Origin of the sequence: Lishizhenia tianjinensis, from assembly GCF_900116425.1 — a bacterium.
Classification (GTDB): domain Bacteria; phylum Bacteroidota; class Bacteroidia; order Flavobacteriales_D; family Crocinitomicaceae; genus Lishizhenia; species Lishizhenia tianjinensis.
This window is the reverse complement of sequence record NZ_FPAS01000004.1, coordinates 154,830-171,152: the sequence shown is the minus strand read 5'-3', so window position 1 is coordinate 171,152 and position 16,323 is coordinate 154,830. Positions and strand designations below refer to the sequence as shown.

At 37.0% G+C, this 16,323-nt stretch carries 9 protein-coding genes and 1 tRNA gene; 4 read left to right on the top strand and 6 right to left on the bottom strand.

Going from position 1 to position 16,323, the window contains the following annotated elements:
- Positions 1-113 precede the first annotated feature (113 nt).
- The 4 genes from BM327_RS12270 to BM327_RS12255 all read left to right on the top strand — a co-directional run bounded on the left by BM327_RS12270 (position 114) and on the right by BM327_RS12255 (position 2,940).
- Positions 114-974: a winged helix-turn-helix domain-containing protein gene (locus BM327_RS12270; protein ID WP_090250545.1), complete on the top strand. Its 861-nt coding sequence runs from the start codon at positions 114-116 to the stop codon at positions 972-974.
- A gap of 124 nt (positions 975-1,098) precedes the next feature.
- Positions 1,099-1,172: transfer RNA gene (locus tag BM327_RS12265), tRNA-Ile, on the top strand.
- 203 nt (positions 1,173-1,375) lie between these two features.
- Positions 1,376-2,473 (top strand): hypothetical protein, encoded by a 1,098-nt coding sequence (locus BM327_RS12260; RefSeq protein WP_139230363.1) that lies wholly within the window; start codon positions 1,376-1,378, stop codon positions 2,471-2,473.
- Positions 2,470-2,940, top strand: coding sequence for a hypothetical protein (locus BM327_RS12255; protein ID WP_090250536.1), 471 nt, complete (start codon positions 2,470-2,472; stop codon positions 2,938-2,940). The genes BM327_RS12260 and BM327_RS12255 overlap by 4 nt, the downstream gene beginning before the upstream one ends.
- Positions 2,941-3,062: 122 nt before the next feature.
- On the opposite strand, the gene BM327_RS12250 is transcribed toward BM327_RS12255, so the two are convergent.
- The 6 genes from BM327_RS12250 to BM327_RS12225 all read right to left on the bottom strand — a co-directional run bounded on the left by BM327_RS12250 (position 3,063) and on the right by BM327_RS12225 (position 16,190).
- A complete protein-coding gene (locus BM327_RS12250) occupies positions 3,063-3,248 on the bottom strand; it encodes a hypothetical protein (protein WP_090250531.1) in 186 nt (61 codons plus the stop codon).
- 35 nt (positions 3,249-3,283) lie between these two features.
- Complete coding sequence (locus BM327_RS15795) at positions 3,284-3,577, bottom strand: hypothetical protein (protein WP_139230362.1); 294 nt, start codon at positions 3,575-3,577, stop codon at positions 3,284-3,286.
- 495 nt (positions 3,578-4,072) lie between these two features.
- Positions 4,073-6,181, bottom strand: coding sequence for a DUF8202 domain-containing protein (locus BM327_RS12240; RefSeq protein ID WP_139230361.1), 2,109 nt, complete (start codon positions 6,179-6,181; stop codon positions 4,073-4,075).
- 103 nt (positions 6,182-6,284) lie between these two features.
- Positions 6,285-8,207, bottom strand: coding sequence for an OmpA family protein (locus BM327_RS12235; RefSeq protein ID WP_090250516.1), 1,923 nt, complete (start codon positions 8,205-8,207; stop codon positions 6,285-6,287).
- A 12-nt stretch (positions 8,208-8,219) separates the two neighbouring features.
- The gene (locus tag BM327_RS12230; protein WP_090250511.1) at positions 8,220-9,149 is read right to left on the bottom strand and encodes a PorP/SprF family type IX secretion system membrane protein; all 930 of its coding nucleotides are present in this window, start codon (positions 9,147-9,149) and stop codon (positions 8,220-8,222) included.
- 21 nt (positions 9,150-9,170) lie between these two features.
- Entirely contained in the window at positions 9,171-16,190 is a 7,020-nt protein-coding gene (locus tag BM327_RS12225; RefSeq protein ID WP_090250507.1) for an Ig-like domain-containing protein, read from the bottom strand.
- Between the last annotated feature and the right edge of the window lie 133 nt (positions 16,191-16,323).

The window sequence follows — 16,323 nt, the reverse complement described above, 5'->3', positions numbered from 1 at the left end:
AATGTAGAAAGTCGCCCTATATCAATGGTTTAACGAATGTAAATTAATGTAAATGGCGCGTAATTTCTTATTTTTCTATTGTTAATGGTTCATTTTCAAGATAAATTTGAGGTATGATAAAATGGTCGGTAAGATGTATTTTGTGGGGAGTAGTTTTAATGACAAGCCTTTCCCTAGCTCAGGAGGAAAACACTTCAACTCTGAGTCGGGTTATACTCCGTAATATTGGCCATCAATTTTTATTAGAAATCGGAGATTCCACTTCTCGTATTTTACCGATTACACAAAAGGATAAATCTTACGTTTTAAGTTTTGACCAAGAATTTGCTTTTGATCCGGAACAACTCTATACCAAGGTGCATGAGGTAATGTACACCTATAATGTGCTTCAAAATTTTATCGTAGATGTAATATCTTGTGATAGCAACCTTATCGTATATAGTTTTAGAGCGAGTATCAATAGCAATGAGGCCATTTTGAATTGTAAAGAGCGCCCCTTGCCCAAGGGATGTTATCAAATTGTTTTTACGGCAACGGAAGGTTGGACACCCCCTGCATTTACAAAAGAGCAAGCACCCGAAAAAGGGCAAAAAGAAGCCTCTAATTATTTATGGATTTTACTTCTTTTTCCTCTTCTAGGCTTTTTGTGGTGGAAATTTAAAAAACGAGAAAAGGTTGAAGAAGCCCTAGTTTTAGGGTTGTACAAATTCGACCTAAAGCGTATGAAGCTTTTCTACAAGGATGAGGTCATAGAACTTTCGTCTTTGGAAGCTGATTTATTGCACTTATTCATCCAACATAAAAACGAAACCTTGAAAAGAGAATTCATCTTAAATGAGGTTTGGGAGGATGAAGGAAACTACGTGGGAAGAACCCTGGATGTTTTCATTTCTAAACTTCGAAAAAAGCTAGAGAAGGATGAAACGCTTAAAATTGTGAGTGTTAGGGGAGTGGGCTATAAGTTTGTAAACTGAAATAGAGGGACTTAAAACCTCTCCTCGAAAATTGCCAAAAAAAGTAGAAAAAGGTGTTGCAAATTAAGGAAAGTACACTTACATTTGCGCCACTGTTAATTCTTTGTGATGCAAAGGTTAATGAGGTCCTATAACTCAGTTGGTTAGAGTATCTGACTCATAATCAGAAAGTCCCTGGTTCGAGCCCAGGTGGGACCACAAACAAAGGCTAGTACGTAAAGTGCTGGCCTTTTTTGTTTTAGCTTGTTTTCAATAAATATTCTTACATTTAGAAAAGTATAAACCACCCCTAATGAAAATACGAGTTCCCATTTAATTTGTCAGAGGAATCGAATGACGATTCAAAAATGAGTTTTGACCAAATTTTCTCTTGGCTTTAAACATCTATGAACATTTACATAATGAAATATTATTTAATACTCATTCTAATAATTTTATCATGTACTTCTGAAAAATCTACATTTACAAGTGATGTTGAAAAATTAAGTATTCAGGTACCATTTCCAGCTGATCTGTCAGTTTCTACTGAATTGATAGATGATAGAGTACTGTATTTTGCTGAATTAGTGACGTATAAACAAATAGTAAAGTATGATTTATATGATAATGAGCAGGTTACGATAGATTTGAATGAACTTTTGGATAGCTTAAATTACGACTTAATAGATTTTGAGGTTGTTGATTCCTCAGAAATTTGTTTGCTAACAAAAAATGAACGTTTATTATTTATTGATCATCAATCTAAATTACTTAAAGACATTGATTTATCATTTCTGAAAGAAAAAGGGGTTAAATCATATTACCCTATTGAGTATGATGGAAATTGTTTTCATTTAGGTTTGAGTTCATACGAGTATTCAGAAAAGCCTACTCTGACTATGGAGGATTATATAGAAATGGAGAGGTTAAAGAGAACCAAACCTGTTGTTTTAAGTTTCGAAAACATTGTTAATTTAAATGATATGGAGAGCTTAAAGTTTAATTGGGGGAATATTTATAATAGATTCTTAAAAAAATCGGATGTATCAACAGAGGGGAATAGGTTTAGTTTAGATGGTGTTGAAAACAAGTATTTCCACTCTATTTATTCAGATACATTGTATCAATATAATCAAGATTTTAAGTTGGAAAATGCAATTAAAATTAAATCTAATTTAGTTGAAGGAATAGGAAGTAATAAGTTGTCAATAAGTGAGCATTTAGATGCTAATAAGAAGGTGCTTTTTAATAAGAACATCACCTATATTGATTTTGTGTGTAATAGTAGTGATTCTGGAATTATAGTATTCTTGAAGTCTGTTTTAAGAACTGAAAATGGAAAGACTCAACAAAGAATGGTAATACAAGAATATAATAACAATGGTCAACTTAAAAATGAGTCATTGTTGGAGGAGAATCTTAATGTTAGGAACATCATTAACTTCAAAGGAGATTTTTATGTACAAGAAAAAGGTCATAAAAAGAAATTTGTATTAATTAATTTAAAAGACCTAAAATGAGGCGATTAGTCGTTTTTTTAATTATCTCACTCTTCTATTCTTGTCGTCATGAAAGTAAAGGGTATGGTATAATTAGAACGTTTGTTGAAGAACGTTCTAATTTAAATATTGATGATTATAGGTACATTTTTTCGCTGAATGAAAGAGGAACTTGTTTAAAGTGTAACAATTCATTTTCAAAATGGATTGAAGGAAAGCTCCAAGAAGATTCTGTTCTTTGTATAGTTTCAGGAATTGGTAAAAAAGTGGATATCTCCCATCTTATAAATCAGAAAAATGATAATGTCATCTTTGATGATGATAGTGAATTTCCTGAATTACTTAACTTAAAAGAGCCTGCAATTATTGAAGTAAATGAAAACAATATTGAAGAAATTATTAACGTAAATTCTAGTACTATAAAGTCAATTCAAATAATAGATGAATTAAAGAAGTTTAACCACTTCGATTTTCACAATGAATTTTAGTACTTGATAAATAGAGTTCTCATTTCAGGTGGGACCACAAACAAAGGCTAGTACGTAAAGTGCTGGCCTTTTTTGTTTTATTACATATTCCTCTAAAAGTTAATTACGACTTGAATCCAATGCTAGTATTTGTCTTGATTACTCCTTATTATTGAAAGTCCAATTATACCAGCCCCAACCATAATACTAATGCCAATTAAACCTGTATTTAGGGTGTCGTTTACACCTCTGTTTGGATCACTTGCTGCAAGTAGAATTAATAAGAAAATAGATAGTAAAAAAGCGATTAAGTAGATGATTAATTTCATGATAGTTTGAATAGGACGTAAGGGGAGTGATTAATTTATTCTTTGTAAGTTGATTTATAGGATGTTTTCCATTGCATGAAACAATCATTTTCAATTAAATCTTTGTTTATAAAAATATACTTTACTTTTTCATTATTGGTGAATATTTCATTTGTTAAGTATCGTAAATTTCTATTCTGAATTCCAATGGCAAATGTGGTGTAATCCATTAATACCAAATAATCAAATGATTCATCCAAACAATACTTTGTTGAATCAATGTATTCTAAATGGCTTAAAAAGCTGTCTAATTCTGGTTTATCCTTCCAAATGTTACTTTCAAGACTCAAATTGGAAAGAGATTTAAAGCTGAATGAACTCGTGGAGCAAACGTTTAATGTATCTGAATTGTAATCAGGTAACTGGCCAAACTTATTAAATATTCTAGGTTGCGGTGTATAGAAAGTAGTATCTATTAAAGAAGTATAGTAACTTTTTTGAGCATATACAATTTCGAAATTATCTATATTTTTTTTGTTTAGGTCATTTTCTATTTTTTGATGTGTGATTGACCTAGTGGTGTAAGTTTTCGGATCCTTAATTTTGAAAAATGTTTTTAATGCGAATTGACAGCTGCCTGTTAAAAATAGTATCAGTAAAAAGATGATTAGTTTCATGATGGTCTTGAATTCTCAGGAATCGAAATTAATAAAAATTTAGAGGAGTATGTCCATCTAGATTTAATAAGAAGCATTAACTAAAAAAAGACCTGTACTCAGTACAGGTCTTAATGTACAAACAATTCTGTATTCCCCCTTATGCGTTTATGAGGAGTGAAGGAGGTCCTACAACTTTGTAAAGCGTATTGTTTGTTGGTTTATTTTTAGGAAGTAACTTCCTTGGTTTAAGTGAGCTACATTCATTACAATGTGATGCTCGCTTAACACGGTATAGTCGTGTATTTTAATGGCGATTCCCAAAGAATTAATAGCGTATATTCCTTGAGATAGGTCCAAATTTCCTCGTATATGCAAAGCACCCTTAACAGGGTTAGGATAAGCTTCTAATTGAGAGATAGTATGTTCTAAATTAACACTTCGAACGCCCAAGTTACGTGCCTTACCGTCGAAATCAGTTTGTTTTAATTGGTAGTAGTTTATTCCCTTATGAGCTGTATTATGGGTAAATTCGTAATCTAGTTTTTCGACTGAATTTCCAGCTCCTTTTATTTTTTCAATAAGTACCCAATGTTCAGCGTCAGTAGAATGATAAAGGCTATAATAATCATTGTTAATTTCTGTTGAAGTTGTCCAGATAATTTGGACTTGGTTATTGGTATTTAATGATGTAGTAAAGGACATTAGTTCAACCGGTAGCGGTGTATTACCACTTCCTGAACCTATAGTGAAAAAGTTGGATGAGTTGTTAGGGATAATACTTGTATTGAGGCCTGATATGCTGAGTACATTTCCATTCAAAAGAAAGCTAATTCCGTCTGAAGAATTAAAGGAGTTTGCTCCCGTTGAAAAGTCACCATCATTGTCTACTATAAAATACAAGTCAGAAGTATCAATACCATTAATAGTAGCGAATTCGTTCAACACGATATCTATGCTAAATGTGTCGGTAAAATTGGTGCTTTGTATACGCCATTCTCTGTCTAATCTCGAATAGAAACCATAAGGTTTTTCTGAATAAGAAGAGGAGGAGTAAAGGTTGTCTAAATTATCTCCGATAAGTAAGAAAGAAAGATCGTTCGAAAAACTGCCTTGATTTCCTGCATTGAGTGTATCTAATACATCCAAGTAAATGCGTAAACTATCGTCTTGGGTATGGGATTGTTTCTGAAGTAAGCCCGATGCGTCATCTCGTGCTATCCCAATAATGTTGTTGTGGTAGGTACTGCTGGCTGAGTTGGCGCTCCAAACTGTGGTTCCATCACTGGCGGTGTAGTTTCCATTTTCTGTACCTCCGTACTCAAGTGTGATCCCGTATTTAAGAGCAAGATAACTTTCAATTCTATTGGTTTCAGCATCGCTTAGTACACCGGAGTAACCTATAATTTCAGCAATTTGACCTTCGAAAGCTCGTGTAGAATTACTAGAAAAATCACCGTTTTTCGCTTGTCGACCTATAGTAAATGGACCTGAATTGGGTGAGTGACTGGATGAACATAAAATACTATTTAAATTGAGTTTAAGAATTTCAAAATCATTTGCGTAGTAAGTCTCATAACCATTAATTGACATTGATTTCGATGCATTCTCAAGGAGTGCACCCAAAAGACTCCAACCAGTAACAATATTTGCTCTAGCGATAGTTGGTTCCCATTGTTTAGTATGGACTTGTTGTCCAGAACTATTGGTTCCATTTAAGATTGTTGATGAAGAAATCCCAGTAAGTCCTGATAAAATACCTAAAACGACATCTTCAAGACCTTCAGGAGTGTATAGTTTTGAACTAGAAAAATCATAAGTCAAACCAAACCCATCACTATCATAATTACCAATGTCATATATAAATTGAGTGTTTTTAGTAACATCAATCGAGGTGGGTTTTTGTACGGTGTAGAAATTAATTCCTTCAAAGTGACTATTTGATATTTCTATACCTAGAAGGTAATATGCATCAGGAAATATATAGTCATTCCCAAAGTTCAACCCAGAGCTTATACCATCAAAGGTTAAGGCAGGGTTATAGTTGATAACTGTAGCAGAATCTTTGGAATATATTGGATTGGTTACTTCGTTGTTATTCGTAGCGTTATTGGTTCTGTTTCCAGATTGATCAGACCACTGAGAAACCTCTTCACCATTGGAGGCAGTGTTTGAACTTAGATTTAGAATACTGGTAGAATCATCTGCTTTTAACCACATTTCAAACGTACCAGAACTTACATTCCCTGGATAAGTTTGGGCAATACCAAAACCACTCACTAAAGTGAGCAATATCATGATTATTGAGGTTTGTGGGTTGCGCATGTTTTTATTTAAAAAGAGTAAAAGACCTGGGACTGCCTACATCACTACAGCCCCAAGGTCCCTTCACCCTTAATCATTACTTTTTAACGACAATAAAGTCGGATCTTCTATTCACAAAATGTTCATCATCGGTACAATCAACACCGTTTTTACATTTGTTTTTAATTTGTTTTTCCCCGTATCCAACAGCACTGATGATTCTATCCTCATCTATTCCTTGTGCGATTAAATAATCACGGGTAGATTTTGCTCTATCATCAGACAGTTGAAGGTTGTATTTATCTGGACCTCTTGAGTCTGTATGAGATTCTATTTTGATGACAAGGTTTGGGAATTTAGTCATGGCATCAATCACACGGTTTAATTCCACTACAGCTTGAGGAGTAATGTCAGCTTTGTCGTAATCGAAGTAAATCGGGTTAACAATGATTTTTTCTACACCATCTTCTTCTTTAACCAAAGTTTTGTAAAGTGTCAAATACACATCTTCAGCATCCTCTTCTTCTGGTACTTTTGGCGTGTCTGGGGTAGTGATAGCCAACTCTTCTGTACTGTGGTTTTGCTTAGAGAATACCAATCTATTTGTAGAGCTACAAGGCAATTGAATTTCAAATCTTCCCAAAGAATCTGCCTGAGTTTCTGCTACCAAAGAATCTAATTCATCGTACACCTGTACCGTTGCGAAAGGAATGATTTCTTTTGTGGTTTGTTCTTTTACATTGCCAAACACGTCTTGGTACCAGTTCTGGTCATCCTTAGTGAAGAAATAAATATCATCATCTCCTTTTCCTCCTAAACGATTCGAAGACAAGTAACCGTTCACTCCAGCTTTGGTCCAGTAAATATTAAAATCATCCTTTTCACTGTTAAAAGGCATACCCAGGTTTTCAGGGTTTTCAAAATTTTCTCCTTTTATCTTAGAAGAAAAAATGTCTAATCCACCTATACCGTAATGTCCGTCTGATGAAAAGAAAAGCTTACCATCTTGTAGTGTTGGAAACATTTCTCTACCCGCTGTGTTGATTTGCGGACCTAAGTTTTTTGGTGAACCTACTGTTCCATCCGCTTTTACTGGTGCACGGTAAATGTCTGTTTCTCCCATTCCATTTTCCATGTTAGAAACAAAGTAGAGGAACTTTCCATCTTCCGATAACATAGGGTGACTGCAAGAATATTCTTCACTGTTGATGCTTAAACTATTGATGTTGGCAACCTTACCATTTACTATATCGGCCAACATTATTTGCAAGGTGGAGTTCCCTTCGTCGTTGGTTTGTAGTTTACCTTTTTTGCGCAATTGGTTGGTTGAAAAGTACACACGAGTTTTTTCTTTGTTAAAGCAAATCATAGCATCGTGATACTGCGTGTTCAACCCTTCGAAAAGTTTTTCCTCCGTCAAGTTTCCATTGGCCGTATTTCTTTTCGCCTCGTATATATTCAAGTAGGGTTGTTCATTCCAAGCATAGGTTTTTTTAGTCAATTCACCTTCACCATTTCTGCTTGAAGCGAACAACATTTTATTCCCATAATTAGCAATACCAAAATCTGCATTGGCAGTATTAATTGGAAGATTTCTTAGAACATACAAGTTGTCTCTTTTAATTGCAAAGGCTGCTTTTTGCTTTTCCAGTTGGGCAATTTTCTCAGCATTCTCTGCGTAGTATTCCATTAAAATTGCATCAGCATCATCTTGTTGTCCTTCACTTTTTAAACATTGAACATACTTCAGGAAATCTCCTTCAGATACATTTGTGTAGTCTTGGGAAATGGCTCTTTGATACCAAACCAGTGCTTGTTTGTAATTGGTTAAATTGAAGTAACTGTTAGCAATTTTAAGGTTTACATCCTCGCTTGCCTTGTTACTTGAAATTGCCTTGTTGTATGATTCAATTGCAGTATTGAAATCATATTTTGCGTATGAGATATCTCCTCTCTCCATTGCGTTTTGACCAAAGGCCATACCTGAGGCAAGGAGACTTATATAAATTAATTTTTTCATGATGGTTCAGTTTTAGAAAAATCTTGGAGAAGTAGCTACTCTAGTTTCTCTCAATAACTTGTATTTCAAAATAACTTCATGAGATCCTGAATGGAAATCTTTGGTTGGTGTGATGCCCAAATCGTAGGCGTATCCTATAAAGAATGATTTAGCAAACTCATACCCAGCCAATACATTAATCGCGTCCTGGTACCTGTAGGCCGCACCTAGGGTAAATCTTTCTTTCAATAAGAAATTAGCAGAAACATCCACACTCAAAGGAGCGTTTGGAACAATTTTAGTCATCAAAGCTGGCTTAAACTTCACGTTTGGTGATAGGTCAAAAACATAACCTGTGATTACAAAGAAGTGAAGTTCATTGGCAAACCTGTCATAGATTTGGTTTAAGTCACTCTTACGCTTCACAACATTGGGTGAAGAAATCCCCGCATAAAAACGGTTAGAGTAGAGGTAAAGTCCTGCTCCTACCGCTGGGGTGATTTCATTGTTTAAGTTTTGGTTATAGGCATTATCACTTGTATTGTAAATTGTTCCCATAGACCAATCCGCAGAAACTGAATTAATTCCTCCTGACACCCCTAAAGACAAGCGCATGTTATCGTTTAGTTGAACACTAGAAGCTAAGTTAATAGCGAGTTCATTTTGTGTAATTGGACCAATTCTATCGTTTACGGCGGTAAGACCTAAGCCAAAATGTTTGTTTACCGCTCCGTTTAAGGATACCCCTGTGGTAACCGGTGCACCATCCATTCCAACCCATTGAGATCTGTGGATAGCTGTTGCTTCTAATCCATTAATTGTACCTGTATAACCAGCATTTAAAGGCATGGTGTTATACATATATTGCGTGTACTGTGCTCTTTGCTGGCCCCAAACCTGGGAACCAACAAGAAGAGCTGCTACTAATACCGCACTGATTTTATTTATTTTCAAAGTTTTCATCGTATTGCGTTTAGTCTGTCATTATTTAATTAAGTATAACCATCCTGACCATTGCTGATCTGAGTTCGCATCCTTGATCACGTAGAAGTAAGTACCTGTTGGTAAAACATTACCACTACCGATCGTTCCACCTACATTCGGAACACCGTCCCAATCGTTCTCGTAGTTTTCTGTTTGATAAACGAGGTTTCCGTAACGGTTAAAGATTTGAACTGTGTTTTGAGGGTAATCTTCAATTCCATCTATGATGAACCTGTCGTTATCCCCATCCCCATTCGGAGAGAATTGATTGTACACGATAAGGTCAATCGGATCAACTTCAACGGAATCCGTATTGTTATCTGTATCCGTATCATCTGGATAGTCGCCAATTAGATGCGCAATGTTCCAGTGGTTACTTCCAGGAATCACTTTGGCAATGATTACCAAGGTTTCGCTAGTATTAGGAGCTACTGTATTAATTGTCCATACACCAGTTGATAGATCATATGCACCCGCGGATGTAGTATGTGAAACGTATTCGAATCCATTGTTTAATTGTTCATTGATTTGAACATTTGTGAAGGTCACGTTACCCGTATTCTCTACGGTAATCGTAAACTCAACGTTTTCATACATTTGTGGTGTTTTGTTGTCTACCGTTTTGTAGATGCTAAGGTCTGGACAAACACCAGTGGTTATTGAAATTGGTGAAGCTGAGTATTCTGAACATCCTGTTGAGTTCGTGTAGCTTACTTCTATAGTTCCATTACCAGATCCATTCCATATTACCTCAACATAATTGTCAGTAGTCGTTCCTCCTGCTACAATGGTTCCATCAACAACTGTCCAATTGTAATTGGTCATGTTTGCATTTGTAGAGTAAGTTAAGGTATCAACAGCACATACATCTGTGAAAGAACCTGTAATTTGAGCTATTGGTCCACCATTAAGTGTTACAGTGATTGCAATTCTTTGATCACTTTCACATCCATTCTCTACATTGGCTGCATAATAGGTTACGCCATCTTGTAGGGTTGTACCTGGAGCAACTACACTTCCTCCTGTTTGTTGATCATACCATACTACTTGTGTTGCTGTAACTTGAATGTCTGCAACTGTTGGGTTATCCTCAACACAGAAGGCTTGGTTGTTATTTGAAGTCGTTGGGTCACTTGTAACATTCAATGACGGTTGAACCGCTGTTCTCACTTCACTTTCACATCCGTTCATCACGTTGGCAGCGTAGTAAATTTGACCATCAACCAATAATGTTCCATTTGGTAATAAGGTACCCATAGTTGGAGCATCGTACCAGTTGATATTTGGTTCGTTCATACTAATATCGGCCAATGTTGGGTTTGCGTTGGCACAGAAATCAGGCGTGGCATCATTTGTTGTTGGAGCAGGAACGAAGGTTACAGTTACACTTACAGTTAATAAGTTAGTACCTGTACATTGTCCGTTCGTTTGAGCTCCGAAGTAAGAAGAACCATCAACGAGAGGTGTAGAAGGGGCGAGTATGTTAGCTCCTGCGTCCATCCATACCACGTTGGTTTGATTCACCTGAATACTTGCAATTGTTGGGTTATCTATACTACAGAATGTTTGAGCTGCATTATTTGTAGTAGGTGCTGGTAAATTTGAAACACTCACTGTAACTGCTAACCTTTGTGAACTTTCACATATCATACCCACTTGAGCTGCGTGATACGTAGCCCCATTTGTTAAAGGCGTTGTAAGTGGGAGTGCATTTCCATTTGTTGCCGCATCATACCAAACAATGTTTGCTTGATTCACTTGAACATCAGCCAAGGTAGGGTTGTCATTTGCACAAAACGCTTGATTGGCCATTAATGTGGTTGGAGCAGTTGTATCATTAACCGTTACGTTTACCATTAATCTTGAAGAGCTTTCACAGTTTCCTACAGTCAGTGCACCGTAATACGTATCCGTTACTAAAAGATCTGTAGCGTTAAGGGCTGTACCACCTGTTGGGGTTAAGTACCAAACAACACCTGTTTCATTCACTTGTATATCTGCCACTGTTGCTGCATCAACTGCACAGAACTCTTGGTCTGTATTCGAGGTTGTAGGTGCAGCCGTATCGCTTACTGTAACATTAATTTGTAGTCTTACAGAACTTTCACAGGTAGCACCAGCAATTGCACCGAAGTAAGACATTCCATCTACTAAGGCATCCGAATTTGCCAACAAGTTACCTCCTGTAGCGGCGTCATACCAGTTAACATTGGTTTGGTTTACTTGTAAACTAGCCACTGTAGGCATGTCTAAAGCACAGAAGTCTTGATTTGCATTATTGGTTGTAGGTGTCGCTTCATCGTTTACCACTACTGTAATTGCTAAACGCTGAGCGCTTTCACAAGTTGTACTTAATTGTGCGGCATGATAAGTAGCTCCATCCATTAATGGCGTTGATGCTGGAAGCATGTTACCGTTAGTGGCTGCGTCGTACCAAACAATGTTTGTTTGATTCACCTGAAGACTTGCCAATGTTGGCATATCAACGGTACAGAAAGTTTGAGTAGCCATCAAAGTAGTTGGAGCAGTTGTATCATTAACAGTTACGTTTACCATTAATCTTGAAGAACTTTCACAGTTTCCTACAATCAGAGCACCGTAATACGTATCCGTTACTAAAAGATCTGTAGCGTTAAGTGCCGAACCACCTGTTGGGGTTAAGTACCAAACAACACCTGTTTCATTGACTTGTAGATCCGCTACCGTCGCTGCATCAACCGCACAGAACTCTTGGTTTGTATTTGAGGTTGTTGGTGCAACCGTATCTGTTATAGTTACATTTATCTCTAGTCTTACAGAGCTCTCACAGTTCATTCCTACAAGGGCTGCGTAGTATGACATACCGTCTACTAAAGCATCAGAATTAGCCAATTGGTTTCCTCCTGTAGCTGCATCATACCAATTGATATTGGTTTGGTTTACTTGAAGGTTTCCAACCGTTGGCATATCTGCTGCACAAAACTCTTGATTTGCATTTAAGGTTGTTGGAGTTGAAGCGTCATTAACATTAACCGTTACAGCTAATCTTGTAGAGCTTTCACAGAAAGTACCTACTTGTGCAGCGTAATAGGTTGCGCCATCACTTAAAGCTGTTGTTCCCGCTAATGCATTGCCATTCGTTGCTGCATCGTACCAAACAATGTTCGGTTGATTTACTTGAATGTCATTTAAGGTTGGCATATCCACTAAACAGAAGTTTTGATTTGCCATCAGTGTAGTTGGAGCAGTTGTGTCATTAACCGTAACAGAGATCTCTAATCTCATAGAACTTTCACATACCGTTCCTTGTTGAGCAGCGTAGTAGCTACCGTCGATTAGAGCATCTGTAGTTGCCAATAGATTTCCACCTACTGGAGCGTCGTACCAGTTAATATTGGTTTGATCAACTTGAATGTCAGCTATTGTTGGGTTGTCTACTACACAGAAAATTTGATTTGTATTCGATGTTGTTGGTGCAGTAGTATCATTTAAGATTACACTTACAGCAGTTCTGGTTGCACTTTCACAATTTGTTGCTTGGGTAGCACCATAATATGTTGTGTTGTGCATTAAGGTATCGGTAGCATTGTATGCTGTTCCTCCAACTGCTTGATCATACCAAACAACATTAGTTTCATTTACTTGTATATCTGCTACTGTTGCGTATTCAACCACACAGAATTCTTGTATCGGTTCGCTTGTCGTTGGAGGAGGAATAATTCCTACCGTTACCATAATCGCCAAACGTTGTGAACTTTCACATGTTGTTCCCTGTTGTGCTGCGTAATATGTTGTGTTATCAACCAAAGGTGTTGCAGAACTTAGAGGAGTCCCCCCAGTTGAGGCTGCGTACCAGATGATGTTTGTCTGGTCAACAACTATATCTGCTAGAGTTGGATTTGACGTTGAACAAAAGTCTTGAGTTGTATTTGTTGTGGTTGGAGGGGTTGTGTCGTTTAAAGTTACACTAACAGCTAGTCGTGCTGAACTTTCACAAGTTGCTCCTTGTTTTGCACCGTAGTAGGTTAAACCATCTACCAATAAGTCTGTTGAGTTGTACATGTTACCCGCTACTGCCGAATCATACCAAACAACATTTGGTTCGTTGGTTTGAAGGTCTGCAACTGTTGCATATTCAGCAATACAGAATTCTTGACTGGCATTGGCTGTGGTTGGAGGTGTTTCATCATCTATGATAATACTTACCATTAATCTTAATGAACTTTCACATTGAGAACCAACTTGAGAAGCATAGTAATCTCCCGTTACCAAAGTATCTGTACTCGCATACATGTTTCCTCCCACAGGTGCATCGTACCAATTTACATTTGGCTGATCCACTTGTATGTCAGCAACCGTGGCGTAATCAAGTACACAGTATGTCTGAACAGCTGAAGAAGTTGTTGGAGGTGTAGTATCATTTAGAATAGCTTGCAGCATGAGTCTTGATGCACTCTCACATCCTATTCCTTGTGTAGCTGCATAGTAAAAACTTAGATTTACTAAAGTATCAGTGCTGTTGAGTAAATTTCCTCCAACAGATGCATCATAGAAAATTACATTCGTTTCATTGGTTTGAAGGTCTGCAATTGTAGGGTAATCTGAAACACAGAAACTTTGTACAGGATTAGATGTTGTTGGAGGGAGAATAACGCCTAAACCAACTACAATTTCTAAACGATCAAAACTTTCACATTCAGAACCTACTTGAGCAGCAAAATAGGAGTTGCCATCTACTAAAAGGTCTGTACTTGCCAATATATTTCCACCCTCTGCTGCATCGTACCAAACTACATTGTTTTGGTCAACTACTAAATCAGCAACGGTTGGGTTAGAAGCTGAACAAAATTCTTGAGTTGTTAATGTTGCAGTTGGAGCAGTTGTGTCATTAATGACAACAGCTATCATCAAACGTGTAGAACTCTCACAATTTGTTCCCACTTGAGAGGCATAGTAGTTACCAGCCGTTAAGGTATCCGATGTATTTAAGAGGTTACCTCCAACTGCAGCGTCGTACCAGTTGATGTTCATCTGATCAACTTGAAGATCAGCTACAGTGGCGTAGTCAACTTTACAAAACTCTTGAGTAGAGTTGAGAGTGGTTGGTGCTGTTGTATCGTTTAATTGAACTGTTATTGCTAAACGATTTGAGCTTTCACAAGTAGGGCCAACTTGCGAAGCATAGTAAACCATACCATCAACTAAGGTATCTGTTGTAGTAAGCGCGTTGCCCATCGTTGCCGCATCATACCACATTATATTAGATTCATTAACTTGTAGGTTAGCTATTGTTGCATAATCAACAATACAAAACTCCTGGTTAGCATTGGCTGTTGTAGGTGTTTGTGTATCAATGATGTTAATAGTAACTTCTTTTAAGTCACCAGCGCCATTCATACATCCAGTTACCGTATCTGTTACACTAACGAAATAACTGTAAGGAGAGGATAAATCATCTAAACCGGCGATTGTTAATACACCATTCGCGTCTATGTTGTAATAAATTCCACCAACTGTTCCGTTACTGATGATTTGAGTTTTGTTGTTGTCAAAGTACCATGTAAAATCTACCCCTATTAATGAACTTGGAGTAATCGTTATTGTATCTAACGCACAGTAAGGATTGGCATCTCCGGTTACGTTGATATCTGTTGCCGTTGGGAGTGCAATGATAGTAACGTTTGCTGCGGTGCGTTGAGATTCTTCTGGACAACCAGGAATAGCAGCTGCTACATAAAAGGTTGTATCTTGACCTATGTTGTAAAGGGTGAATGGACTTCCGGATGCAGATGTTCCGAGTAGGTTTCCACCTTCTGCTGCATCGTACCATCTCATTTCTAAAGTTCCAGGGTTTCCGTTTGCTACCAATTGCACTGAATCGTTTGCACAAGTAGTGGCGTTTACAGAGGCTGGATCTATGGTTGGCATTTCAGGAATTTTCTGTACACCATAGAAGAATAATTTTTGTGCTAGATCAACTCCTAAAAGTGAGGTTACACGAACAGTAATTCTATCTATAGGAGTGTTCGGACTTAAAATCAATTCCGTAATATTTCCATTTTGAAGGTCTAACAAGTTTAAGTTGATTAAGCCTCCGTTCAAATCTGTATTTAGTACTGTAGTTGCACCTAAACTAGCTTCAATTTCAATGTTGTTGGCCAAACCTAAAGAGACCAAACTAGAACTAGCTTGTAGTCTAATTCTAAATTCATCTGTTGCGTTTGTAGGACCGTCAAAATATATGGTTTGTTCTAGTGTAGCGGCTACGTCTAATATTCCGAAATTAAGTTCTGAATAGTTAGTTGTGTCACTATCTACTGCATTTTCAGGATTAATAACACCTGCTCCTCCTAAATTGAGAAGGTCTAGTGTAATTCCAACTCCATCAAAACTAGTATACATGGCTTGTCCACAAGCACTTCCACTACTGTAATAAAAAGCATCAAAGAAGTCAAGTTCTCTAGTCATTCCTAGTCCTAATAAACTTCCTATTTCGTTGGAAATATATATCCTATCGTAGTCATTTGAAGGAGTGATCGCTAAGTAAAAACTTCCAGAAGAATCAATTACTACGCGTAAACTATCTGCTGCGAAATCGCCAGGACTTCCTGTAGAGGCAGCTAGTACGGTTGTAGTTCCGTTTCTGGCTTCAATGTCTAATTCCTGATTTCCCATAAGGACAATACCTAAAACATCGCTAAGTAGCGTTGATAAAGAACCTCCTGTTAATGGGGTTAAGATGTCAGATTCCGTTTGGATTTTTACATAACTTGTTGTGTTGGCAGGAACTAAACTCGGAAAAGAAACTTCAATAAAGCCGTCGTAAGCTCCGAAACCTAATAAAACGCCAGAACTCGATGTCACAGTTCCACTCGTATTGATATCTCCATCAATACACAATAAACCATTTGTTAGGGCGAGAGAATCTTCTACCGAATTGGCGAAGATTTGATTTTGGCTGAACCCCGTCCTAGCATATAGGAGGGTCAGAACCAACAAGCAAAATGCCTGCAGTTTGTTAAGGGTAAAGAAATGTTTCATAACGTAGTCGTTTTAAGATTCCTTCAGGAAAAAATGATGTTATTTTCCAGGGGGGAAACTCCTCGTTTCAATTTACTTTAGGGTTAAATACTTACTGTTCGTCTGAAATAAATTTACCTATGTCAAAAAAATA

What these genes read in the sequence shown, in the direction of transcription:
- BM327_RS12270 (WP_090250545.1), top strand. Translation starts at nt 114, where the DNA reads ATGATAAAATGGTCGGTAAGATGTATTTTGTGGGGAGTAGTTTTAATG.
- BM327_RS12260 (WP_139230363.1), top strand. Translation starts at nt 1,376, where the DNA reads ATGAAATATTATTTAATACTCATTCTAATAATTTTATCATGTACTTCT.
- BM327_RS12255 (WP_090250536.1), top strand. Translation starts at nt 2,470, where the DNA reads ATGAGGCGATTAGTCGTTTTTTTAATTATCTCACTCTTCTATTCTTGT.
- BM327_RS12250 (WP_090250531.1), bottom strand. Translation starts at nt 3,248, where the DNA reads ATGAAATTAATCATCTACTTAATCGCTTTTTTACTATCTATTTTCTTA.
- BM327_RS12240 (WP_139230361.1), bottom strand. Translation starts at nt 6,181, where the DNA reads ATGATATTGCTCACTTTAGTGAGTGGTTTTGGTATTGCCCAAACTTAT.
- BM327_RS12235 (WP_090250516.1), bottom strand. Translation starts at nt 8,207, where the DNA reads ATGAAAAAATTAATTTATATAAGTCTCCTTGCCTCAGGTATGGCCTTT.
- BM327_RS12230 (WP_090250511.1), bottom strand. Translation starts at nt 9,149, where the DNA reads ATGAAAACTTTGAAAATAAATAAAATCAGTGCGGTATTAGTAGCAGCT.
- BM327_RS12225 (WP_090250507.1), bottom strand. Translation starts at nt 16,190, where the DNA reads ATGAAACATTTCTTTACCCTTAACAAACTGCAGGCATTTTGCTTGTTG.